At 31.5% G+C, this 25,065-nt stretch carries 20 protein-coding genes and 2 pseudogenes; 3 read left to right on the forward strand and 19 right to left on the reverse strand.

Annotated features, from left to right (window positions below):
• Positions 1-100 precede the first annotated feature (100 nt).
• The 6 genes from AB1282_RS18515 to azlC form a co-directional block, all read right to left on the reverse strand.
• Positions 101-1,219 (reverse strand): Ger(x)C family spore germination protein, encoded by a 1,119-nt coding sequence (locus AB1282_RS18515; protein ID WP_429899763.1) that lies wholly within the window; start codon positions 1,217-1,219, stop codon positions 101-103.
• Positions 1,216-2,313, reverse strand: coding sequence for a GerAB/ArcD/ProY family transporter (locus AB1282_RS18520; protein WP_429899765.1), 1,098 nt, complete (start codon positions 2,311-2,313; stop codon positions 1,216-1,218). Before AB1282_RS18520 ends, AB1282_RS18515 begins: the two co-directional genes overlap by 4 nt.
• Before the next feature lie 24 nt (positions 2,314-2,337).
• Complete coding sequence (locus tag AB1282_RS18525; RefSeq protein ID WP_429899767.1) at positions 2,338-3,795, reverse strand: spore germination protein; 1,458 nt, start codon at positions 3,793-3,795, stop codon at positions 2,338-2,340.
• A gap of 324 nt (positions 3,796-4,119) precedes the next feature.
• The gene (locus AB1282_RS18530; protein ID WP_429899769.1) at positions 4,120-5,877 is read right to left on the reverse strand and encodes an adenine deaminase C-terminal domain-containing protein; all 1,758 of its coding nucleotides are present in this window, start codon (positions 5,875-5,877) and stop codon (positions 4,120-4,122) included.
• Between the two features lie 18 nt (positions 5,878-5,895).
• A complete protein-coding gene (locus AB1282_RS18535) occupies positions 5,896-6,228 on the reverse strand; it encodes a branched-chain amino acid transporter permease (RefSeq protein WP_056465752.1) in 333 nt (110 codons plus the stop codon).
• Positions 6,225-6,944 (reverse strand): azaleucine resistance protein AzlC, encoded by a 720-nt coding sequence (gene azlC, locus AB1282_RS18540; RefSeq protein ID WP_056465754.1) that lies wholly within the window; start codon positions 6,942-6,944, stop codon positions 6,225-6,227. Before azlC ends, AB1282_RS18535 begins: the two co-directional genes overlap by 4 nt.
• 226 nt (positions 6,945-7,170) lie before the next feature.
• Between azlC and AB1282_RS18545 the strand changes: the two genes are divergently transcribed.
• Positions 7,171-8,568, forward strand: coding sequence for a PLP-dependent aminotransferase family protein (locus AB1282_RS18545; RefSeq protein ID WP_429899771.1), 1,398 nt, complete (start codon positions 7,171-7,173; stop codon positions 8,566-8,568).
• An 82-nt stretch (positions 8,569-8,650) separates the two neighbouring features.
• Here the strand turns inward: AB1282_RS18545 and AB1282_RS18550 are convergent, their stop codons facing one another.
• The 4 genes and pseudogenes from AB1282_RS18550 to AB1282_RS18565 form a co-directional block, all read right to left on the reverse strand.
• A complete protein-coding gene (locus tag AB1282_RS18550) occupies positions 8,651-9,130 on the reverse strand; it encodes a GNAT family N-acetyltransferase (RefSeq protein ID WP_056465758.1) in 480 nt (159 codons plus the stop codon).
• Positions 9,131-9,583: 453 nt separating this feature from the next.
• Positions 9,584-9,706 (reverse strand): nucleotide-binding domain-containing protein, encoded by a 123-nt coding sequence (locus AB1282_RS18555; protein ID WP_172795382.1) that lies wholly within the window; start codon positions 9,704-9,706, stop codon positions 9,584-9,586.
• A 34-nt stretch (positions 9,707-9,740) separates the two neighbouring features.
• Positions 9,741-10,727 carry a proline dehydrogenase family protein gene (locus AB1282_RS18560; RefSeq protein ID WP_056465760.1) on the reverse strand — a complete coding sequence of 329 codons (987 nt, stop codon included), beginning with the start codon at positions 10,725-10,727 and terminating at the stop codon, positions 9,741-9,743.
• A 32-nt stretch (positions 10,728-10,759) separates the two neighbouring features.
• Positions 10,760-10,939: pseudogene (locus tag AB1282_RS18565) on the reverse strand (L-glutamate gamma-semialdehyde dehydrogenase); the annotation flags it as partial.
• 181 nt (positions 10,940-11,120) lie between these two features.
• Between AB1282_RS18565 and AB1282_RS18570 the strand changes: the two are divergent.
• The gene (locus AB1282_RS18570; protein ID WP_429899773.1) at positions 11,121-12,686 is read left to right on the forward strand and encodes a sigma-54 interaction domain-containing protein; all 1,566 of its coding nucleotides are present in this window, start codon (positions 11,121-11,123) and stop codon (positions 12,684-12,686) included.
• Positions 12,687-13,066: 380 nt separating this feature from the next.
• Here the strand turns inward: AB1282_RS18570 and AB1282_RS18575 are convergent, their stop codons facing one another.
• On the reverse strand, positions 13,067-14,287 hold the full coding sequence (locus AB1282_RS18575) for a sugar efflux transporter (protein WP_056465766.1): 1,221 nt from the start codon (positions 14,285-14,287) through the stop codon (positions 13,067-13,069).
• 142 nt (positions 14,288-14,429) lie between these two features.
• Positions 14,430-15,299, reverse strand: a pseudogene (locus AB1282_RS18580) (Cof-type HAD-IIB family hydrolase).
• Between the two features lie 199 nt (positions 15,300-15,498).
• Between AB1282_RS18580 and AB1282_RS18585 the strand changes: the two are divergent.
• Positions 15,499-16,395: an AraC family transcriptional regulator N-terminal domain-containing protein gene (locus AB1282_RS18585; protein ID WP_429899775.1), complete on the forward strand. Its 897-nt coding sequence runs from the start codon at positions 15,499-15,501 to the stop codon at positions 16,393-16,395.
• A 180-nt stretch (positions 16,396-16,575) separates the two neighbouring features.
• Here AB1282_RS18585 and AB1282_RS18590 read toward each other — a convergent pair whose 3' ends face one another.
• The 7 genes from AB1282_RS18590 to AB1282_RS18620 all read right to left on the reverse strand — a co-directional run bounded on the left by AB1282_RS18590 (position 16,576) and on the right by AB1282_RS18620 (position 24,906).
• Positions 16,576-17,724 carry a toxic anion resistance protein gene (locus AB1282_RS18590; RefSeq protein ID WP_429899777.1) on the reverse strand — a complete coding sequence of 383 codons (1,149 nt, stop codon included), beginning with the start codon at positions 17,722-17,724 and terminating at the stop codon, positions 16,576-16,578.
• Positions 17,725-17,743: 19 nt separating this feature from the next.
• Positions 17,744-19,426 (reverse strand): VWA domain-containing protein, encoded by a 1,683-nt coding sequence (locus tag AB1282_RS18595; protein ID WP_429899779.1) that lies wholly within the window; start codon positions 19,424-19,426, stop codon positions 17,744-17,746.
• A gap of 8 nt (positions 19,427-19,434) precedes the next feature.
• The gene (locus AB1282_RS18600) at positions 19,435-20,169 is read right to left on the reverse strand and encodes a hypothetical protein (protein WP_056465775.1); all 735 of its coding nucleotides are present in this window, start codon (positions 20,167-20,169) and stop codon (positions 19,435-19,437) included.
• Between the two features lie 175 nt (positions 20,170-20,344).
• Complete coding sequence (locus AB1282_RS18605; protein ID WP_429899781.1) at positions 20,345-21,766, reverse strand: glycosyltransferase; 1,422 nt, start codon at positions 21,764-21,766, stop codon at positions 20,345-20,347.
• Positions 21,759-22,820: a hypothetical protein gene (locus AB1282_RS18610; RefSeq protein ID WP_429899783.1), complete on the reverse strand. Its 1,062-nt coding sequence runs from the start codon at positions 22,818-22,820 to the stop codon at positions 21,759-21,761. Before AB1282_RS18610 ends, AB1282_RS18605 begins: the two co-directional genes overlap by 8 nt.
• Complete coding sequence (locus tag AB1282_RS18615; RefSeq protein ID WP_429899784.1) at positions 22,817-24,097, reverse strand: GGDEF domain-containing response regulator; 1,281 nt, start codon at positions 24,095-24,097, stop codon at positions 22,817-22,819. Before AB1282_RS18615 ends, AB1282_RS18610 begins: the two co-directional genes overlap by 4 nt.
• Positions 24,098-24,444: 347 nt before the next feature.
• Positions 24,445-24,906 (reverse strand): hypothetical protein, encoded by a 462-nt coding sequence (locus AB1282_RS18620; protein ID WP_429899785.1) that lies wholly within the window; start codon positions 24,904-24,906, stop codon positions 24,445-24,447.
• Positions 24,907-25,065 lie beyond the last annotated feature (159 nt).

Here is a 25,065-nt window from a genome sequence, read left to right on the forward strand (position 1 = left end):
CACAATCGAGACTTTTTTTATTTTTAATAGCCAAAATATCATGTTTTATTTATCTTATTCCTCATCAAATGAATTTTTCATATTTCAATCTTTAATTCCTTTACATTGATAACCCTTTATCAACCAAAATAATTTTAACCTTAACCTTAATTTTTGATTGTTGAAATGCACCAACCCAATTATCTTCTACTTTTTTCCATTCTGAGTATTTAAATGATCTAGCAAAAAGACCGAGGCCAATTGGGTCCAACTTGTCATTTTGGAAGGATTTAACAAGTTGATTTAGTTCTTTTTGTAATTCATTTTCTATTTCCTTTTTTAACTTTCCTTGCGAATTGTCATTTAATTTTATTGGAGATTCTGTTATTGCTACCGGTAATTTGAGATTTATAGTAAATTGGTATTTACCACCATCATATTTTTTTTTTACATTCCTTTTTATATCAGTAATATAAAAACTGATTCTGCTATTCGGGATTGTATTTTCATTTTTGTTGTGTTGTTTTGCATTTAACCACATTGCTAATTGTCCTTCATTTTTACCCTGTAAAATTGTTAATAACATTGTTTCCTTTAATGATAGAGTTCTTCGATATTCGTTTTGATTGTTTAATAATATAGTTCCACTGACTTCCAAAATGTTATCTTTTAAAGTTAATTCAGGTGCATAAGGAGTAATACCTTTTTCATAATTCAATTTGTAATAATATCGCAATGGAGTTCGCACAGAGACGTTTCTATAAGTTGCTGTTTTTATTAACTGTGGAATAAATATTGATAACCTTGGTTTATTTTTCGGACGAAATTCAAAAATATCTGAAACAGCACCGTTAACTACTACTAGATCCGCATTAAGACGCATCTTTGGATCTCGGTAAAATAAATCTAATAACGAATACCAATTTTTTTGTTCAATTACTTTTCTACCGATTAATACAGTTTGTACCTTTCCACCAGCTGTGATTCCAGTTGATCTTGAATCTATAATATCTCTAGCTTCTCTAAATGATAAGCTTTTAACTTTAAATTGTTCGTTTTTTTCTTTAACATCTTTACTAAAAACAGGACTTGCCATATAAATATTAACATCACCTTGCTGATCTATATCAATCCCCCATAAAAGTGCTATTGTAATGTCTTCAATATTAATTTTATCTTTACAACCTGTTAATCCAATTAATAACATAACAATTAACAAACATTTGGCAATCTTTTTCACTTTGTTGTCACCCTAAACTTATCTTTTTTTACTATTCCACCTATCCATAAAATTAAAGGTAACCCTAAAATAACGATAAGTCCTGTGTAAGAAAGAATTTTTAATTGAAGATGAATTCCTTTAAAGGTTGGAATGAATAGATATGAACAAATGGTGATTATGATAAAAATAGTTAAAACAAAGAGTGGAAATTTTTTTATTTTAAATATCTCATTAAATCCGTCCAATCCGGCCCAAAAATAAGTAACCCATGTTTTTGAAATGACCATAAATAATAATGATAATAAAATTACATCCATTCGCTCTAAAAATTGAAATTCTATAGCACTTAACATTGCAATAACTGGTGTAAAAATATCTAATATTTCATATGGACTAGCATTCACAAAACTAATTATTGTTACAAATAAATATGTAAACGTACTCATCGCATTAGCGATCATTACGCCATTCATTGCTTTTTCCTTTTTATCTAAATATGGATAGATTATGAATGTTATTTCTATTCCTAAAAATGACATTGTCGTTGTAGGTACAGCTTTTAAAATAGGAAGCCAACCTTCTTTTATAATAGGAAATAGATTTTTAAAGTTTGGCTCTTTTAATGTTAAAAATAGCATAAGTAAGAAAAAAATAACTAGTGGAAAGATCGTTTCAATATATTTCGCAATTAAAGGAATACCGCCTGTTATTAATTGATAAGTCGGGATCAGAAATAAGAACAATATTACATAAGCACCCGTATGTTGAAGTAAATATGCTTGTACAAATAATACAGATAACATTAAAACTAAATAACCAGCATATAAGAAATAAATTAATAGTATTAATAGACATATTTTTCCAAGGAATTTTCCTAAATAAATAGTAATTAAGGACGAAAAATTTTCGTGTGGAACTTTTTGGCTTAATTTTATATAAAACATACTAAGTAATGTAGAGATTAAACCTCCGAATAAGATTGAAATCCAACTGCTTGTTCCTGCTATTTCAGCTAAATTATGTGGTAGAGATAACATTCCAATTCCTATTTGTACTCCAAATATCATAAGAACAAATTGATAGTATGAAATATTCAATTTGGTTCCATTCATTTACTAATCACATCCAATATTCACTTAACCCTTTTTAATGTTTTTATTTTGATTTTTCCAAAGATAGTTTAATGGCATTCGTATAAATGTATCCTTTAATTGAGTAAATATAGTCGGTGATAATGGTGCAGTATACGAAGTATTGAAACTCTTTAATGATAATCCGTGTACAATTAAGATCATCGTGCTTATTATAAGTCCAAAAAAGCCAAATAATGATGCCATTACCATAATTGGAAATCTTAATATACGCAAACTTGATGCCATTTCGTATTTAGGAATGATAAATGAAGAAATAGCTGTCAATGCTACTACGATAACCATAATATTACTTACAATACCTGCTTGAACCGCAGCTTGGCCAATTACAATTCCTCCAACCACTCCTACTGTTGTACTAATTGGTGCAGGTAATCTTATCCCAGCTTCTCTAAGCATTTCTAATGTAATTTCCATAATAATTGCTTCAAATAGAGGATCAAAAGGGACCTGTGCACGTGATTCTCCAATTGAAAAAAGTAATTTTAATGGAATAACTTCATAGTTGAAAGATACGATTGCAATATAAAGTCCAGGTAAATAGAGTGTTATAATGAATGCCACAATTCTAAGTAGACGATTAAAGGAAGCTACTAAAGTTCTAGAAGAATAATCGTCAATACTTGTAAAAAAAGATATGAACTCAGAAGGTAAAATAATGACTTCAGATGAACGATCTAAAATTAGAACGACTTTTCCTTTTAATATAGCTGATGCCGCTTCATCTGGTCTTTCTGTCGTTAATATTTGCGGAAATGGTGAAAATTGATTTCTCTCCATTAATTGAGCCAGTTGATTTGCATTTAACACTGAATCTACTTTTATTTCTGAAATTCTATTTTCTACAGATAATAGGAGATTCTCATCAACTACACGATCTAAATAAGCAATTGACACAATGCTTCTATTCTCATTTCCAATTTCAGTTTGTTTTGTTCGAAAATCTTTATTTTGAATAAATCTACGGAGCAAGGCAATGTTAGCTTGATATGTTTCAACAAAAGAAATTCTTGAACCTTTCAGCGAATTATCGATATTTGGTGGCATGAATGTTCTATGAGGTGGATTCTCTGTAGAATAAATAAAAGCAGATGAGATGCCGTCTAAAAATAAAATGCTCTTACCATCTAATATAGATTTTTCGATTTTAGGAATTCGAATCGTACTTTCCGTATTATTATTTACGAATATCTCGAAATCTTTTTTTTGCGAAATAATATTATTAATAAATGAATCAATTTTTTGGTCATTTACTAGTCCAGATAAATAAATTAAAAGTGCAGGCTTTTCATCAATCATTAGAATTTTTTTTACAAGGTCAGATGTAGGGAAAATTGATTCAATGATTTCCAAGTTTTCATTAATATTTCCTTTGGGATTTATTGTGAAATTATGGATATTATTTTTCTTATTTTTTTCGTTTCTTCCATTTAAATGATCCACTTAATATTTCATCCCTTTACTAAAAACTAGAACTATTTTAGATAAATCAATCTGTCAATTACGACTCTATATTTATCCTAATTAGTATGCGCATCTTTGCTGCATTTCATGATTGAGAGTTTAAATAATGTGTATAAAGAAATTTTTATTAAATTGTTTGTGAAATAAATACTAATTTAACGATAAGAATTCGATGGTTTTGTACGATAAATTAGAATTAGATCATAAACCTCAAACAAATAAAAAGGCATGAATCAGATTAATTTTCGGATTCATGCCTAAGATACTGCAATATATTATATTTTTTTATTAAAGTTAGTTGCCTCAAATTATTTTTTGTGAAGTTTCCCTTTTTGTTGGAGAAACTAGAATTTCTTTATTTTTCACATCATATAATCCACTCGGAGTTAATCGAATAAATGGTAAATGGGTTGCAGAAAAGAATAATAGCGTAAAAGCAGGATCATCGTATTTATATCCTTTTTCTTTTAACAATTCAATCATTTTTTTCTCAATTTGGATTAAGCTGTCCATTTCTAATTCAGACATGCTACCTTTTAAAGCTAAAGCTATTTCATGAACAACTTTGTCCTCTTCTACAAGTACCATACCACCACCTATTTCTTTCATTCTTTCAAAAGCTTTCAACATATCTGATTTTCTTTTGCCTAAAATTAAAATGTCTCCAGTACCAGAATAAGAACTTGCAAATCCACCCAAATGTTGAGCAAATCCTTTCACTAGCGAGTTTAATCTCCAAGAACCATCTCTTCCAACCATTAAAAGAAAACATTCATCATGTTCATATGATAATTCATCACTTTCTACATCAATCATACTTTCATATGGTTTTGTAATGACATTATTTATCAAGTTTATACCATATGAGTTTGAAGGACCCAGATCTTCTTTTTGTATAGTCCATTTTAAATCTAGTTTAGAGAATTGATATTTCTCCCAATCGATCGGTAAATATTGATTGATAGGGTTCCCATCTTTCTTGACCCATTGACCTTTTGCTAAAACACTTCGAGGTGTTGGGTTTTCTTTACTGTCTAGTAGATTAATATTTGCAATTCTTCCTGTGGCGATTGAACCATGTAAATGTTCCATATTATAATAGCAAGCTACATTATAACTTGCCATATTATATGCATCAATTAATGGTATTTCGTGACGTATTGCTATTTTGATTAATTCATCAGTCATCCCCTTTTCATAGAAATAAGGATGTGAACCGTCAGTCGTAAAGAAAAAACGATCAAATTTTTGAATACCAAGCTCTTTAATTTCCTTTAAAAGCACTTCTAAATCAGGTCGTATCGAGGAATGTCTTAATGAAACCATATAGCCCTGCATTAACCGCGAAAGTACTTCTTTTCCTGTCATTGCTTCATGATCGCAATCTGCACCTAATAACATTAATTTAGCTAAAGTGCGTTCTGAAGCTCCAGGAAAATGTCCTTCGACTTTCTTATTTAATTTTTTAGTCTCCTGTATCCAGGTTAGCATCTGATCGTCACCATTTAGGAGCTTTGGCCACGCAGTTAGCTCTCCACCTTGTAAAACTAATTCATTTTCGAGCCAAGTCATCACATCTTGCGAATTAAATAGCTCATCATTTTTCAGTAATTCAGTTTGTGCGTCGAAACGGCACCACCAATACATGCTTGTTGGTATATTTTTAAAATCATTCAATAATTCAAAAGCAGCTTGACTAGGCAATTCTAGGAAAAATTTCAGATTATCGTTTATTAATGTTGTTGTACCGAATTGTCCAGCATGTTTTGCTAATGTTAGAGGATTATAGAGTTGATATGGATGAGCATGAGGTTCAATATATCCTGGCACTAAATATTGCCCTTCACAATCTACCACTTCAATTTCATCTAAATTTTCTGGAAGATTTTCTCCAACATAAACAATCCGATCTTGATAAACCCATATATTCGCATGTAACCATTGGTTCAAATATGAATTTAAATACGTTGCATTTTTTAAGACGATCTGCGGATTAATTACTCCATCAAGAACATTTACTTGGTTTCTAATTTGCTCATTACTCCATCTATAATTTTTCATCATTTCACCCCAATTTTGTTAAAAAACTAATTGTACAAGAATCATATAAACAATCGTACCACCTGCGATCGAAAGAAGCATCATTCTCTTCCATAAATGGAGAATCGCAACAACAAATACTGAAATAAACTCTGGAATACCGTGTGTACCTGAAAATACATTTACATTCTTAAAACAATAGATGACCAATAGTCCAATTACCGCAGACGGTAGAACTTTACCTAGATACTGTACATACTTCGGTGTAGCTTTCCCCGGTGGAAAAATGATAAATGGCAGAAATCTTGTAAGCATTGTACCTAAAACAACCATTGATACTGTGATAATTTGCTGTGTTATATTCATCGTCATACGGATACCTCGACTTTCTTAGATGGTTTAGATGGTTTTCTAAGCACACTAAGTGTAATAAGAATTGAAAGCATCGCAGGAATAATGAAGTTATTTCCACCAAAAATAATAAGACAAATGGTTGAAAGACCAACTCCTGTTATTGCACTAATGTGTTTTGTCTCTTTTTTCCATTGCTCAATGAAAATAACAACAAAAAGGGCAGTCATTACAAATTCAAGACCTTTAGTATTGAATTTTACAAGTGATCCAAAAATTCCTCCAATTGCTGCGCCAATTACCCAATATAAATGATTAAGGAATGTAACAAAAAACTTAAACCAATTCTTATCCACGTTATCTGGTATATCAGCGGTATAATTTATCGAAAAAGTCTCATCGCAAAGTCCGAAAATTAAATAGATTTTTTTCTTACCAGTGCCTTTATATTTATCTAACATTGAGATTCCATAAAACAAATGTCGCGCGTTTACCATTAAAGTTAGTAATAGTGCGTTAAGTGGATTAAAGCTCATCAGTAATAAGTTTGCTGCAATAAATTCCATGGATCCTGCAAAAATTGTTAGCCCCATCAATATCGGATAAATCGCACTGAATCCTAATGAATTCATAAAAATCCCATATGCGATACCTAAAAATAAAAATCCTGCAAAAATGGGAATAGTGTGTGGAAAAGCAGAGCGAAATGCCATCCAAAGTTTGTTTCCTTTTTTCATACTTTCACATCCTGTATCGTTAAATTTATTATAATTTAACATACAGAATCCATACAAAAAATGAAATAATTGTATGGATTACAATTTTCTAAAAATTAAATCAAGTACAAATTAAAGAGTATTTACCAACTATCTGCTCAGTTATGAATAGATTTGTATTTTTAGATTTCCATACAAAAATGATATAATTGTATGGAATTAAAGATTAGAGGTGAACTATGCTAGTATGCCAGTAAATTCATTTGATAATTACCCAATGTCTTGGAAACCCGACAAAATGACTTTAAAACGTCCTTTTTATAATTCCATTGCGCTACAACTTGAACAAGATATTCTTAATGGCTTTCTAGCTCCCGGTACAAAGTTACCACCGCAACGAGAATTAGCGGATTTTCTTGACTTAAATTTTACGACAATTACTAGGGCCTATAAAATATGTGAAATAAAAGGTTTAATCTATGCGATTACAGGAAGTGGAACTTTTGTTGCTCCAAATGCTGCCCATTCAATAACCATTTCAACAGATAAAACAGCAAATAGTATTGATCTTGGCTTTGTGGCTTCTTTTGAACAAACGAATAGTATTGTGACTGAAGCAATTCAGAAAGTAGTCAGTAAAAGTTATTTAGATCAATTATTAAATTACAATGATCCTACCGGAATCCCACATCACAAGGCAGCTGCACTAAACTGGATGGAAGCTTTCGGCATTAAAGCTGCTCAAGATAATTTAGCGATTGTATCTGGTACTCAAAACGCTTTGGTCATTGCTTTAGCTAGTTTATTTGAGCCAGGTAATCGTATTGCAACAGACTTTTACACCTTTTCGAATTTTATAGAGTTAGCAAAAACGCTTCACATTCAATTAATCCCTATTCATTCCGACCAATTTGGTATGTTGCCAGATGAACTTGAAAAGCAATGTAGCCAATTAAATATACATGGCATATTCCTAATGCCTTCTTGTAGTAACCCAACCACTATAATGATATCTGACTTTCGAAAACTTGAATTAGCTTCTGTAATAAGGAAGCATCGTTTAATTTTAATCGAAGATGATATACATGCATTTATCACTGCGGGAGTAATATCTAATTACAAACAACCAATGTATAACCTACTTCCTGAACAAAGCGTATATATTTGTGGTACATCAAAGTCCATCTGTTCTGGATTAAGAGTTGCTTACATGGTTTTTGGGGATACATTACGTGAAAAAATTCTAAAAGCTATTTTTAATCTTAACGTAAAAACATCATCTCTTGATGTTGAAGTAATTACTGAACTGATCTTATCAGGAAAAGCGCATGAAATCGTTCAACAAAAGAAACAGTTAGCTGAAACTGTAAACAAAATTTATACATCCTATTTCCCTGTAAATAAGTTTGGTCATCCGCTTAGTTTTTACCGTTGGCTTCCTATTCATGGAAATAGTAATGGGGTAAACTTAGAAGCGGATTTAAAAAAACTAGGTGTACGTGTATTTCATTCTGATCGTTTTCTAAGTGGACAATCTTCTTCTGAAAAGTATTTACGTATTGCACTTTCATCTACCCATTCATTAGATCATTTAGATTCTGGATTGAATGTTCTAGCTCAATATCTCGATAAACAGATGAAATAATTGCGATACAACAAATGCGTTTGAAAAAAAGGAGCTGAATGACAATCAGCTCCTTTCAGACTATTAATTTATACTTTTATATTTATTTAAAGCGAGAAGAACTAACCTTTAAGTTATAATCAGTAATCTCAAATCCAAGTTGTTGATAGAGGTTCAATGCTCCTTGATTATGACCAAAAACGTGTAGACATACGTCATCTACTCCTAATTCATTAATTTCTTTTATACACTTACTCATCGATTCTTTACCGAATCCCTGACCTCTATATTCTGGATAAATAAGAATTTCATATAAATAAGCATAATTTGCCTCTTGTTTTAAATTAATAGAATACCAAATATAGCCAATCGTTTCTTCGTTTAAAACGATGTTTTTCAAATAGTTATTTTCAGTATTTTCACCTTCTGGCAATAAAGATTGAAAAGCTGCCTTAGATTGTCCTAAAGCTGTTTCTTCTTTCCAACTTCCATTTTTCACTTTATCATTCGCAAAATTCACGGTTGCTATTTCTAGGAACCTCTGAAAATCTTGATTATTCATAAGTGTTAAATTTAAAGTCAAATTAGATCATCCTTTTCATTTGAATAATTTTTAAGCTTAAAGTCCCCATTAAGTATTCAATTTCATATCAGAAATATCCTTTTTTGATCGTCAGACTATGAAAATAGGACGATACTTTTGTTGCACAATTAGAAAACGCATTTAGATGAAATGAAATAAGCTGGAATAAATTTTTCTCACTAAGTTCCATTCTTTTATCAAGGTTCTGTTAAAGTAAAATCTTGAAATTTAATATTTGAAAAAGGACTGTCTAAATTTTGACAGTCCTTTTACGATCTTATTGAAATAATGCTAGCGTTAGCTCGATAAGAAAAGCTATGTTTGAACACTGAGAAATACCTATTCTAGTATAAATTAATTAAGAAAAGATGGTAATAAAATCACCTCATTAAACAAAAACGAATACAAATTAATTGTAAAAAACAGGGGGAACTCGATCACTAGTTTTATTATTTAATAGATTGTTACTGGTATATGATCTCTTGCTACACATTCACCATTTTTTACAATATAGCACTCTACATAATGATCACAATGAAATTCATGCAAGTTTGTTGTTGTTGTGAATTCAGCCAACTTCGCTTTAAATTATGAACGCTTTATTTTTTTATTATTTCTGTTTTTTCTTGTTTACTTTAGATAATCTTCCTAATGTAAAGGCACCGACCGCTAAGCCAATCATGGTGTTGTTTTTTTTATTAAAGACCTGTTTTGCTACAAGGTTTAAGTTTTGAGGTCTTTCCGCAAGCCGACGCATAAAGTAACCGTACCAATCTTTTCCAAATGGCACATAAGTGCAGAAATTGCAGCCTTCACTTGCTAGTTTCAACTGAAGGTCTTTTCTGAAGCCGTACAGCATTTGGATTTCAAATTTATCGTTCGGAATATTATTTCTTTTTACAAAATCTTTAACATGTTGGATGATTTTGTGGTCATGTGTTGCAATAGAAGTGAATTTTCCATTTAACAAGTGCCATTCTATCAACTTTATAAAGTTTTTATCAATATCTTTCTTGTCCTGGTACGCATATTCCTCAGGCTCTTTATATGCACCTTTTACAATACGAAGGCGAAAATCTTTATACTTTTCGAGATTTTCTTGTGATTGATAGAAGTATGCCTGGATAACGGTCCCTACATTATCATACTCCAAAGAAAGCTCATCTAAAAGATCAAACGAAGGCTTTAAGTGTCCATAATCTTCCATATCAATATTAACAAAAATCCCATATTGATGTGCCTGGTGAACAATTTCCTTTAAATTACTCAAACAAAAAGAGTACTCAATGTCCAAGCCCAATTGAGTCGGTTTTAACGAGATATGTGCATCTACTTTATTCTTATGAATAGCTTCGATGACTTTCAGAATTTGTTCTCTAGCCTGAATTGCTTCTTCCTTTTTAAAGACAAATTCCCCTAAGTTATCGACCGTACATGAGATCCCATGTTTATTTAGCTCTTTAATGCTTTTAATTACTTCTTCAATATTTGTACCAGCTACAACACTTTGCGCCCCCATTTTTAAACCATACTTTTTAGCGGCACTGTTAAGAATTTGGTTTTGTGATAGAGCCATAAAAAAATCTTTCAATATCATATTGATTCCTCCTATATTTTCCTGCTACCTAAATCTTTATTAGCAGGGTTAAATGATGTTATTTTGTGATCCGTTATAATTTTTTCCCCGCCAATTATTAGGGGATATTCTTTCCTAAGCTGTGAGTTTACAAGATTTAATGCTTGATTAAACGCGTTTATATTCTCCTCTTTTGAAAAGTCTGTAAAAGGTTCGTGTTTATAAGATAGCATGTTTTTCCCCCCTCAAATCCTTTGTTGCTTTATTTAAATGCAATTTTTGTGCCAACTTAAAAAACTACTTTATACTTGATTTTTTCGAAAATTGTGTAAACCAAATGTTTACAAAAGTGTAAACAGAGTGTAAAATATAAACACTTTTGTAAACCATTAAACAATGATAAGGTGATTGGTTATGTTAAAAGAAAAAGTTTCACTTCTGTCCATCTCCCTTCCTTTAGACGCGGAGATTCATACAGAAAAAATAAAACAATTCTCTGTCGACACCTTGCTCTCAGAGGTTGAAGAAATAGTTCTAGACCAAGATATTGTTCTTGTTGATGAAGCTGGAAGGCAAGTGCGCAGGGTCCCCTTTACTACATTAATAAATGCTATTTTTCAAGAGTGGCAAAAGCTTTCAGGTGTTTATCAGACGCTTCTGCGTGCGGTAGATAATGCCATTACAATAGTAGACAGCGATGGAAAAGTTGTTGCATGGAATCCTAAGGCAGAAGATTTGTACAAAACTTCTGCTGAAGAAATGATTGGCTCTAAAATTACGAATCGCTTTAAAGAGGATTCTGTAGTTTTAATGTCCACAATGAAGGAAGGAAAAGGGGTTATTCGGCATTATAACCAGCCGCAGGAAGATGTCCATGTATTAATTAACACCTTACCAATATTCATCAGGGATAAGGTGGTAGGGGGGATTTCCGTTGAAAGTGATATTACAGAAATTGTAAAACTAAATAATGAACTTACATCTACTACTGCGTATATTCAAGATTTGGAAAATCAGATTGGGTACAAGGATATTATCGATCCTTTCCACAAAATAAAGGGAAGAAGCCAAGCGATAAAAACTTCCATCTCTTTGTCCAAGAAAGTCGCCCATACAGATGCAACCGTCGTGATTACTGGTGAGAGCGGTGTTGGTAAGGAATTGTTTGCACAGGCTATTCACAAAGCAAGTCCCCGTTCAAATGGACCATTTGTTGATCTTAACTGCGGGGCCATTCCCTCGGCGCTTTTTGAAAGTGAATTATTTGGTTATGAAAAAGGTGCATTTACAGGGGCAATAAAAGAAGGGAAGCTAGGAAAAATAGGGACAGCAAAGGGTGGAACATTATTTCTCGATGAAATTGGAGAAATGCCATTAGAGCTTCAAGTAAAATTGCTGCGTGTCTTGCAGGAGAAACAATACTATCGAGTTGGCGGAAACCAACCTATTCCAATAGATGTACGAATTCTTTCAGCAACTAACCGGAATTTGGAGAAAATGGTGGAAGAAGGTTTATTTCGTGAAGATTTATATTATCGGTTAAATGTGGTTACGATCCCTATCCCGCCCCTCAGAGACAGAAAGGAAGACCTTCCCGAACTTGTCCAATTATTTTTAAAAGAGTTTTCCATCAAATACCGGAAGCCGGTTCCAGTCATTTCTCCGGAAGTGATGGTAACATTCATGCATTTTCCTTGGAACGGCAATATCAGGCAGCTAAGAAATATAATTGAGCGAGTAATGATATTTACAGATGATAATATAATCAAATCTGAACAATTGCCAAATGAATTTTTTAAAAGACACATAAATTCTCAATCGCCTATTCTCGGAGAAGTAGAATTACACGAAGGGGATGAAAAGTCACTAATAATACATGCCCTAAAAGTAACATATGGAAATAAATCAGCTGCTGCAAAAATGCTTGGTATTTCCAGGGTGACACTTTATAACAAAATGAAGAAATATGGGCAGTTATAATGAGATGTAATTTTTAACAACAAAAGTGATCGCCCAATAGAAATTTAGCGATCACTTTTTTCAAACAGTGACGTAGCACTTCCACCTCTACCCTATTAAATTGAAGATCCTTTAAATCACTATGCTATCTTTTTGTACAAATTATTGTTGTGATAACAAATATTGAGCGTCTCTAAGTAAATATTCTGCAGACTCAGTTATGATGTGTTTACCACTTTGAGCCCTAACTTCATTCAAGAAGCCTTTCAAATTGTTATTTCCTAACTTTTCCTGTATCATCTTAATTCTTTTTGCCAAAATAGAAAAAAACGAGCTACAGTAATAGCTCGTTTTTGCACGCGTTAATACACAAACTTTTATATATTTTGTGAACTCTTCAACTACACAGACTGACTTTGACTTGTCGCTATTTCCATTTCCACATTGTTTTTTGATTTCCATAATATAAAAAGTGAACAAATTACAAACAATATACAAAGTAAATAAACATTTCGAAACCCTGCTAATTGTGCAAACAGACCTCCGCCTAAATTTCCTACTAAACTTCCGATCGTCGAGCAATTCGCATAAATCGATGCAGAAAAGCCGGGTGAATTAGGTAGTAGGTCGTTAAAATAGCTTATACCATTACCCATAACAATCGCAATGTATGTTGCTTGTAGAAGCTGTGCAACGATTAACTCCCAAGTATGAGTTGATATGCTTAAGATTAAATAATAGAGTAACCCAATAAAGCAACCGTAGATCATCAAAGCATGATTCGATATTTTTTTAGAAAGTACACCCAACACTAACATGATTGGAATTTCCAAGCCTGCACATATACTTACGACTAATCCAACATCAGTATTAGTACCATGTAGCTCATTGACGATAAAAAGAGGTGTGTTGATCCAATTAATCGAACTAACTGCAAATAATAAGATAAAAGCAATAACTGGTAGTCTAAGCTGTTTACGTTTAGCTGATGTGACTTTAGTTTTACTTTTCTTTTTTAGATTGTTCTGAACTGGCTTTCTCTTTTCTAAAAAGAAGAATACTAGAATTGTAATCATTACATAAATGCTAGATGTTCCCCAAAAAAGTCCATGATAACCTTTTGCTCTTAGAATTATTGTTCCTATTAATGGTCCAATTAAAAATCCTAAAGAAACGAGCGAGCGTAAAGTTGATAAGGCTAAAGTCTTATCCTTAGATAAACTTGCATTTGCTGATTCCTGTGCGGATGCAAAAATTTGTGGCATGGCCGCTGCGCCTAATCCATTAAATAAAGCAACGAAAACTAATAATAAAAAGTAGTTATGAAATATTAAATAAGATGCATAACCTATTGCTGATGAAATCATCGCAATCATTATAATCCATTTTCTGTCAATCCCTCGATCAGAACGTTCAGCAATAAATGTATTTACTAAAACACCACTTAATGAAATCACTGCCATGAAGATACCAAATGCTCCAGAACTCATCCCGATATATTTTGTACTATACAGTGATAAATAAGGAGTTGTTATTGAAAGTCCAATCCCTACAAATAATAAACATATGACAAACAAACTATACCCTTTAATAGCAAATAGATCTTTTATCCGTCTAACCAATATTCACTCCCCCTTACCATTCTATATTTTAATCGATTAGTTAAAATAGACAAATAAAAACACCCTTGGATAAATTAAGATGCACCATTAATTTAACCAAGGAAAACGTTGCTTATTTGGATGTATTAAGATTCCTTAACTATTATAGTACATTCGACTTATTAAAAATATATTTTTCGAATGCATATGCAACACCATTTTCATCATTGCTTAATGTGACAAGATCACATGCGAGCTTTACTTCTTCTTCAGCATTCCCCATGGCTATTGATAAGCCGGCTATATTAAACATCGGTAGATCATTTTTTTCATCTCCAATAGCTACTGTATTCTCTAATGGTATCTGAAAATAGGATGCCATTGCTTTTAAACCATACCCTTTATTTCCATTCATATGTGTAATCTCGAGATTAAAAGGAGAAGAACTAGTAACAAAAGTCTCATCTATGAATCTTAATTTTTTTTCAATTCGCTCCATTTGTTTTGGATCAAGGTTTAAAATAAGAAACTTTTGAATCGTATAATCCTCATTATCAATTATTTCTTGAACTTTGTTAAAAAACGAATGTCCATATACATTTGGTGGTGTGGTAAACATTTTGTAGTGTCTATTTGTGAAGTAATCTTTAGGAACTCGCCCGGATGAAACAACTTGTTCAAATCGTTTATCCCAATTACTTGGGGCAAATATTCACTTATTTGTAGAAACATTGTACGGTAATTCTTCTCTCTCAACTTCTAAGGCAATTTTTTGTATTTGAGATTTCCCAATTGAATTTAGTTCAATTAATTCTCCGTTCACATATAATGCCGTCCCGTTATGCCCCCCAACTGGACAATTTAAGCCATACTTTGAAAGCTCATCGCTTACTGAACTTGGTGAACGACCTGATAAAATCATAACGATATGTCCTGCTGCCTCAGCTCTTTTAATCGCGCTTAACGTTTCCTCACTTATTATTTTATTTGAGTTGAGTGTAGTACCATCCAAATCTAAAGCAATTAGTTTCATATGAATCTCTCCCTTTATGGGTTCTATATTTTGATATTGTTATAGTTTTGATGATATGTTTGATATAATTAAGTATGCATTAAAATAAGCAGAGTTCGTTAACTCATTCCTCCTAAATGATTGCCTAATCCTCTCACTTTTACATATCCTATGGAAAATTTTTATGTTTTTTTAATATAAAATCAGCAAGGAGGACTATATGTCTGAAATTAATGTTTCTTATCTAAGCGAACTAATCCAAATTATTGATCGCAATACTAGTCGTGAAGGTGTTAATGAGACCTCAATTAACTCGTTATTTTTCATACGAGAGTCAAATATTACTGATCCAAAATACAGGGTCTATAAGCCATCTCTCTGTATTGTTGTTTCTGGTGTAAAGGAATTGTTACTAGGAAATGAAAGTTTTAAGTATGGCCCTGGAAATTTTTTAGTTGCATCCGTTGATTTACCTGTTACAGGCCAAGTTATTGAAGCTACACCAACCACTCCATATCTAGCTTTAAAAATTGAATTTAATCCAAATCAAATTTTAGAAATTTTAACTGATACAGAAATCCCCACTAATTCAAAGGAAAATGCAAAACGAGCGATATTTGTCAATGAATTAGAGGGTTCGATCCTAGAGGCAGTGATTAGATTGGCCCGTTTAATAGATTCGCCTGAAGATATTCCAATACTTGCACCTATTTTTACAAAAGAAATTCTATATAGAGTATTGCGTGGACACAATGGGAGTATATTGCAACAAATCGCCATCGAAGGTAGCACTACTAATCGAATAAGGGAAGTTATTGAACAAATTAAAGCGAATTTTTACAAGTCTTTACGAATTGAAGAACTTGCAGAAATAGCAAATATGAGTGTTTCTTCCCTACATAGACACTTTAAAGATGTAACTGCAATGAGTCCTCTACAATTTCAGAAACACTTAAGATTGCAGGAAGCAAGACTATTATTACTGTCCGAGTCTTCAGATGCAGCAGAAGTAGCATACCGAGTGGGGTACGAGAGTCCTTCCCAGTTTAGTAGAGAATACTCCCGTTTATTTGGTTTGCCTCCAAAAGAAGATCTTAAACGCCTGAGAGCGAAATAATTGATTCATATTTTTACAATTTTATAAAGATCTTCTGTAATTCTAAAAAATGTAAAAGCCTGCGTTTTTATTAACGTAGGCTTTTTTAATACACTAATCATTATTCATAAAATTGTATTGGTCTTGCCGTTCGTTGTTCTCCGTTTATATCATTTCCTACATATCTTTTTCCAGTATCTTCTATAAACCGATTCGATCCCCTTTTTCAAGTCTTTGAATCTGCTTAGAACCGACTTCGGCTAATTCTTGAAATTGTAGGATTGTTTGACGCATTTTTGGCAAAGCTTCTTGTTTAAATGTACTAATTGATTCAAATGCGGATATGACGTTAGTGAAAGAGGTTTTTAGTGTTTCAACAGAAACCGCTGACTCCATCGCTTGCTTTTGGATTGCAACTCCTTGTTCCTTTAATAATCGAGAAGTACCTTCAATAATAGTATTTGTTGTTTGATTTAAAGCAGTGATTTTTTGCAAAACAATTTTTTGATTATATAGAGCACTTGCTACAGTTACTGCTGTATTCAGTGCTGAAATCGTTACCGTTTTTGCACGTTCCACACCTCGAATTAATTCACGATTATTCCGAATCACAACCTCATAAGACATATCTCCTTGGTGATTGACGACTAACATTTGCTGTAGGTCCATGACTCGTTGTCTTAACGGATAAAGAACTTCCTCTGAGATGAATTTAATTTTTTCTTGATCTTCCCCTTCGACTTTTGCTTTTTCAATTTGATTTTCAATTGACTCATCCATTAATGTTCCAAGTTGGATTTCCTTTTCTAGCGTTTTTGAAAGCATACGAAGTGATAGTTGTTCATGCTCTAATGTCGTGTTATCATTTTCAAGAATTTTTTTCCCCTTATCAAGTGAATTTACGATATCTGCGATTGCTACATCTGCTTTTTCAAATCTCTGAAAATATGAACGAATCGGATTAAATAACTTACCTAAAAAACCAGACTTTGTAAAATTAATTACACTTGGATCTAAATCCTTTAGTTGAACTTGAAGGTCTGCTAATCCTTTTGCAACTTGCCCTCCTTCGTCTCCACTTTTAGCAAGTTGACCAAGTGAAACTTTTAGAAGCGAATTTTTATTCGAAGAAGATTTCATCGTCTGTAATCCAAATGATTCAATTGATTGGAGAATTTCCTTTCGTTTTTCGTACGTTTCCTTTGAAACAGTGTCTAACTCCATAATCATCGCTACATTTGCATCCGCTGTTGCCTTTAATTTGATTAATTCCTCAGGTACAGGCTTTACTTGCTCTTCTATTACTGCCTTAATTTCCTCTTCATTTACAACTTGCATAGAAAATGACATTCTTAAATCCTCCTACTAATTAAAGTTGAACATTAAATAGATTACGAATTTTATAGATTACATCATCTGAATCTGCATTAATATTTGCAGCTTCGTTTATATTCGAAATACTTTCAAGCGCTTTAATATTAGCGTTATAACCAATCGTATAAATTGGAATTTTATATGCTTTTATGATTCCTTTTACATTCTTCAATGAATTCCCATGATTGGTCTCACCATCGGTAAGGACAAAAATGAGCGGTCTTACATTTGGATTTTTTTTCATTTCTTCTTTTAGCATATTTATTGCAACAAGGATTCCATCATTTGTTGCTGTATCTCCGCTTGCATCGAGGCTAGATACCGCACCAACAAATTTTGACTGTTGATTTGCATCATATTTCGCTATTGGAAGATTGATCGTCACATCCGCAGAGTATGAGATTAAGCCAATACTATTATCTCTTCCTAAATATTTTTGACCTTTAAGTAATGATTCTTTTAGCTCATTTAAAGGTTTACCATCCATACTACCTGAAACATCTGCAACAAAAACCGCAGCAATTGGATTTGAAGTATTTTTCTTTCCTTTCCAAAGTTTCTGTGCAGCAGTTAAAGTATCCCCATCAATCGTTTTAAGCTCTGATTTGTAATTGTTCAACCCATTAAACCCATCCTGTTTCGCAAGTGATTGAAGGTTATTTTGACCAGTAAATTCAGCAAATTTTTTCAAAATATCCATTTTCTCTTTTGATAAATTCCCTAAAGCATAAAGTGGACTGTCGTGGCGCACCCCAAATGGAATAAATTCATAACTATTTTTTAAATCAGGTGAATTAACAAAGGTTTGATATTCAAGGACAAAGGCATCTAGTACGCCAGATTCCGCTGCATCACTCATTTGTAGAGTCGTAGATGCTGTGAACGGTACATTTGCTTGAAAGCTTTCAAATCCTTTTACAGCAGTAGCACTAAGTACATCATTTGAATCAAATGAATTTAAAGTCGTTACTAAAAAATTTAATCCAGTTGAACTCGTAAATGGGTCAGTATATCCCATTGATAGTTCATTTTTTGTCATTGCTTCAATAACGGTTTTCGGATCGACTTTACTATACTTTTTCATTAACTCATTATATTTTGACCGTGAAATGACAATTCCAGGAACATTTCCAACTAATCGCGACGATACCGTTTCTGTTTTAACACCACTTGCTGTAATCATTTGACCCCAAAGTTCATTTGAAGGTGTAAAGGCATCAGGAACATATTTACCAGATTTAATAAAATCCGTTGCAGTACCAGATGCAATGTTTCTAATTTTGACAGATACTTTCTGACCATTTAGATTGAATTTTGCATCATTAAACTTATTTGCAACTTCGTTTAACCAACCATTTTTCCCGTCACTTGATTTTTCAGTAGATGAAAAAATTTCAACAAAACGATCAGTCGTATTGTCTACAGATACAGGAAATTTAGAAATATCAGGGAGTTCACTTGCGACATCAGCGGTACTTAAGTCAATTTGACCTTTAATTGGTTTTGCTTTTGATATATTTATTTTTGAAATCATTTTAGCTAATTGCTGATTTTTATTTTTATCAGTAATTTTCACAACTTTATGCCCTGAAGTCATATTGATTCCAATATAGACAAGAAGAAAAACTACAACAATTACTGCAATAGATGCAAAAAGAAACTTCCTCATTTTTATCATCCTTTCATTCATTGCCTATAATATTTTGTCTGTTGAATTAACGTATCGATTTCTTTCATACATTCCATTTTTTCAATATCATCGATTCCTATTTCATCTAGTCTTGAAATTTCTAAAATTAATTTATCAATATTGACAAGAATCTCTTCATTCATTTCAATTGCTCTTTTTATGAATTTGAAATATTCATTATAAAGATTTGTTTTCTCTTGAATTAATGACTTAGAGTATCGTGATCCGTCTTTCCCCTTTATTTTTTTATAATCAAATTCATCAAAAGTACTGATTTTGTTTATGATGTTTCTTATTCTTAAATAAAATAATGTTTCAACCTCGTCCACAACAGATGCAAACTTGTTGTATGTAATTTCTGTTGGAGAAAATCGATCTGTTAATAAGTTATAAAATACGCCTTTTTTCTTTTTCATTCTCTCGATTTGCTCAATTGAAGTAATAATATCTTCTTTTAGTACTTTACTATTTTTATATCGACTTAAAGCAAAAACGAAATCTTCATTTGTTTTTAGCTGCTTAATTGACTTTTCTTTAACTGGCTTGAAATAAAGTTGAAACAGATTAAATAGAAGTACTAACAAACTCGCTATTATGAACGATACCCCAAATGCAGTTTGAAATGCACTCGCATTAATTAATTGAATTCCGATTAAACCTGGAGAGAATAAAATCACATTTAAAATCGCAATAAAAGCGACTAGCCCCACTAATTTTAATCCTTTTGTCATTCTTCACTCCTCCGCTATACTCTATTTATGCTCTATTACTCATTTATATTTATCATTCTGATTTTTTAGTTTATAAAATTGCAGAAATAATGACTTGACTTAATATTTTTACTTATGATACTTTTCAACAAACAAAAAAAGACCGCTAAACGGTCTTTTTGATCGATTAATAAAGTTAAACACCTTTTCTCTTCATTTCTCCCCAACCTTTTTTTTGCCCTAAGAATATGCTGATTATTGCTACTACACGCCAATAGGTCAAAATTGGACGATACCAAATTGCTTCTGTCAACGAATAGAAAAATAAACGGTTTAACTCACTAATTTTTTTATATTTTTCTAAGCGCCATTCTTCTAATAAAACTGCACTAACGGAGAAGAATGAGCCATAGATGATCATGAGGATTAAAAACGCAAAGGAGTACAAAATATTTATATTGTGCATAGTGATGTTTATGATTAATGAAACATAACCTAAAAACTCAATAATTGGGCCTAAAAATTCAACGAAGAAAAAATATGGCATTGCAATAAATCCGATTGAACGGTAATTTTTATTAAAAATCATTTTACGATGAGCCCACAAACTTTCAAATAATCCACGGTGCCATCTTACTCTTTGGTTTTTTAAATATTTGAATGAATCTGGTGCTTCAGTATAACAAACTGGATCGGCTACATACTCGATTTTTGCTCCCCAATTTCCTTCAATGTTTTTACGGTGAAGACGAACTACGAGTTCCATATCTTCACCAATCGTATTCGTTAAATAGCCTCCTACTTGAATGACTCTTGACTTTTTAAATACACCAAATGCTCCAGATATTATCAATAATAAATTCTTATTACTAAGTCCAATTCGTCCAATTAAAAAAGCTCTCATATATTCGATAACCTGCATTACTACAAGTGGATTTTTCGATAGAAGCATTTCATTTACTTTTCCAAGCGAGGTTTTACTTCCATTTGCAATTAACACGTTCCCACCAGTAGCAAGTATTTCGTCATCTGTATTTTCAATAATCGGTTTCATAATTTTAATGAATGAGTCAGAATCAAGGATTGTATCGCCATCAATAGAAGCAAAATAAGGATACTTACTAAAATTAATTCCAGCATTTAATGCATCAGCTTTTCCACCATTTTCTTTATCAATTAGAAATACGAAGGGATAAATTTCTGATTGATATACATTTTTAATCGGTTTCGTTTCAATCCCTTTATGTTTATGAAATACTTTGTTTTTTACCACTTTCATCTCGAATCGCTCGATCGTTTTTTGAAGAGTAGAATCTTTTGATCCATCATTAATGACGATTACTTCAAATTCTGGATAATCTAACCTACCACTTCCTGTCACTAAGGATAAAATCGTATTAATTACCCCTACTTCTTCATTATAGGCAGGGACTAGTATCGAAATTGGTGCAGTAAAGGCAGAATCTTTTAATCTTTTATATTGTTCAATTTGATGTAGACCTTTTTCTCTCTTTAATCGCATAAATGCTAATAAAAATAGGATTAAATAAGTTGAACAAAGGAGCAACACGTAAATGATAATCACTTTATTAAGAATTAAAAAGAATATATTAATCATATTCCGGAGTCCTCTCCAACCATTCTTTTGCTATATTTCTTGCATATGCATCGGTATGCTCTTCGATAATTTTATTAAGAATTTCCATACCATTCTTATATTTTTTAATCGATTTAGCAGCTTCAGACCTTATCATATAAGCCTTATCTGAAATTAACTCATTTAAATAAGACAAAAATAAATCATTGCGAATACTTCCCATTAATCGCACAATCATTAACTTTTCCTCATTGCTTAGTTGATTCTCTTTCCCATTTGATTCCAAAAGTTGAACAATTAAATTTGGTGAAGAAATATATCCTAAAGATGCGATTGTTTTCGAGGACCGTATTCTTAATTCCATATTTTCTGAAGTAATTAATTTCTCAAGAAATAAATGGATTTTATCAGATCGCAAATTTTTAATTCGGATCAAATCCAAAATAGGGTTTTTAAAATGCTCCGGTAAATTATCAAAATCTATTAGTAATTCATGAATATTCTCTTCATTAACATGTCGATACAATATTTCCGTTAGTAAAAATGAAGGTATTTTTTTCTGTTCTACTAACAACTGCATTAATTTCTCATATTTAAAACTCCCCAAAATAAGAAAAATATTAAATTTTTCTTCGAGTGAGCATTGTTTTTTTGATAAATGTTGAATTAAATCGTCTTGCATCATTTTTATTTTAAATTGATTGATAAATAATAAAGAATTAATGCGTTCTCTCCAATTACCATGTTTAAGTTTATCTTTATATCTAGGGATAAAATACAAATTTACAATTGGCCTAATTGGATCAAATCCTTCTTCAAATTTGATAATATTTATAAAACTGCTGAATATATTTTCTAACGCTTCAAACTCAATTTCCTTTCTTGGAAGAAACGAAGCAGATAATTTTCCTTTTATTAAATAATTTTCAATAGATAAGATATTTTTATTTAACCATTCTTCTTTTTGCTTATTTTTTTGTTGTCTAATGATTTTCCTAAAAACTAAATAAATATAGATAAAAAGTATTAATAGAAAAAATATTCCTGTTATATAAGAGATAATAAATATGTTCATTTTGCAGTAATTCCTAACATTCGATTTAAACGAAGACGAAGTTCTTTCAAGCTAAACGGTTTTTCCAAGTAATCATTCGCTCCGCTTAGTAATGCGATTGCTACGTCATTATCAGAGCTTTTACTACCAATCATTAAGCATAAATATTTTCTACGATCGTAGTTAGTACGCATTTTTCGTATGATTTCAAAGCCACCCATTTTAGGTAAAATACGGTCGATTATTAAAAGATATCTTTCATTCTGCTTGTGCCAAGGATCATTTAAAAATTCTTCTCCATCTACAAACACTTTTATTTCAACGTCATATAATTTTCCACCTAAATCTGACAATTGATGTTTTAACATTTCACGTATAAGGCGATCTTCATTGATTACCGCTACTTTTAGCCTACGAATCATATTTTCATTCTTACTTGCAGAAGAATCAAATTGATTCATTGAATCCATTTCATTAGAAGTGAGTAGTGTTAAACATTCGTCAGCGCTAATACTTGGATCAGGAAATTCAAGTAAATTAAAATGAAATGACGCATAGTGAATGCGATTATCAAAAGAGATAGGTAGCTCCGAAAATGATATGGATAAACGATTCATTAATTTAATGCCATCTTCTTTAACAGTTTTTGGCAGCAATAGTGCAAATCCATTATTCTTATAATGAGCTAGCAAATCGGACGATCTTAAACTTCTTTTTAAAAATTGAATAAAACTTTTTTCGGTTAAATTATTCAAAGAATAATCTTGTTTTTGGTCAATTTTTACGTATACCATCGAAAATGATTCGTAGCTACGTTTTAAATCCTCTAATTGTTTTGTTACCTTATTTTTTAAATATCTAAAATTGTAAACACCACTAATTGGATCAATTAAAACTTGTTCCTGTATTTGATTTCTACGCTGAAGGAATTTGTTAATATATTTTTGAAGTTCAATACTAGCAACTGATTCACTAAGTACTACATCAGGCATTAGTGCACTCATAGTCATTTGATCAGCTGTAATACATATACATATTGTTGAAATATATCTTCTTTCACAAAAGTCTCTTAATTGATTGAATCTCTCTATATTAATTGTGTTTAGTATTTCTTCGATAAAAATAATTAGTACATCAGGATTAAATAAATCTATTTCTTCAAACAAACCTAAAATATTCTGATTGGGCTTAACTAATTTATATTGATAGTTATTTACATCACAAAAGTTTTGATAATTAAATTTCTCTTCACTACCTATAAACATTACTGTTGGATATTCAGTTTGAATATCAATCACGTCTATCACCCGCTCGCTTTAATCTAGTTGGTTTTAATCGGTGAACATTAAAATACTTTTTTATGACTTAACTTGATAAACTTCAAACTAAACGTTAAAAATTAAAATAAACTCCAAAATCAAGTTTACTTTATCTAATATTAACTTTGAATTAACATACAATCAACGTTATCTTTATTGGTAATTTAAGTCATCATTTCCAATATCAAATAACTGCCAAATATAAAACAAAAACCGCAATTCGTCTATTTTCGAATTGCGGTTTTATATTTTTAAATTTAACTCTAAACAAACCTTTCTTAACTTCAACAAAATGATCCTAAATGTCGTCATCATTAGTTAAATCATTACATCTTTTCAATTAATTTATCTACGATTGTGGTTATTCTCTTATTTTGTTCCTCAATCATTGTTTGCTGTTTTTTTAAAGTTTCTCTATTCTCGTCAATTTTCTTCCTATTTTCATCTATTTTTTCTAGTGCATGATTCAAAAGCTCAGTTCTTATATCTAAAATTTCAAATAAACGGTCCAAACTAGTTTTGATATCATGTAGTAATTGTACTTCAACTGGCTGTGATAATGCTGTATTTCCATTCATTCCTCTACTTTTTTGGAATTTATAAATCGAAGCAGACACATTTACTTCTTTGTTTTCTTCAATTACATTGCTTTCTAACCATTGAAGTTTAATCATTATTACACCATCTTTTAAATAGCGATCTAATACCTTAAATTTCCCACTAGCAGTCTCGTGTACAGTACCATTAGCATATTTCCTTGAAGGTTTGATTCCATCATTACTATTCATCATTTTTTCCTCTCATTATTAAAAAGATAACGATTTTCATTAAAACCATTTTTCTTAACGTTAATTTAACCGTATTTTACTTTTTTAACTAGCATTTGTTATAAATACATAGTTTATTTTTAATAATAATTTCGTTCTTAATTTGAACTATTCAATCAT

The sequence above is a fragment of the Gottfriedia sp. S16(2024) genome (assembly GCF_050473765.1).
In the GTDB taxonomy this organism is placed as follows: domain Bacteria; phylum Bacillota; class Bacilli; order Bacillales; family Bacillaceae_G; genus Gottfriedia.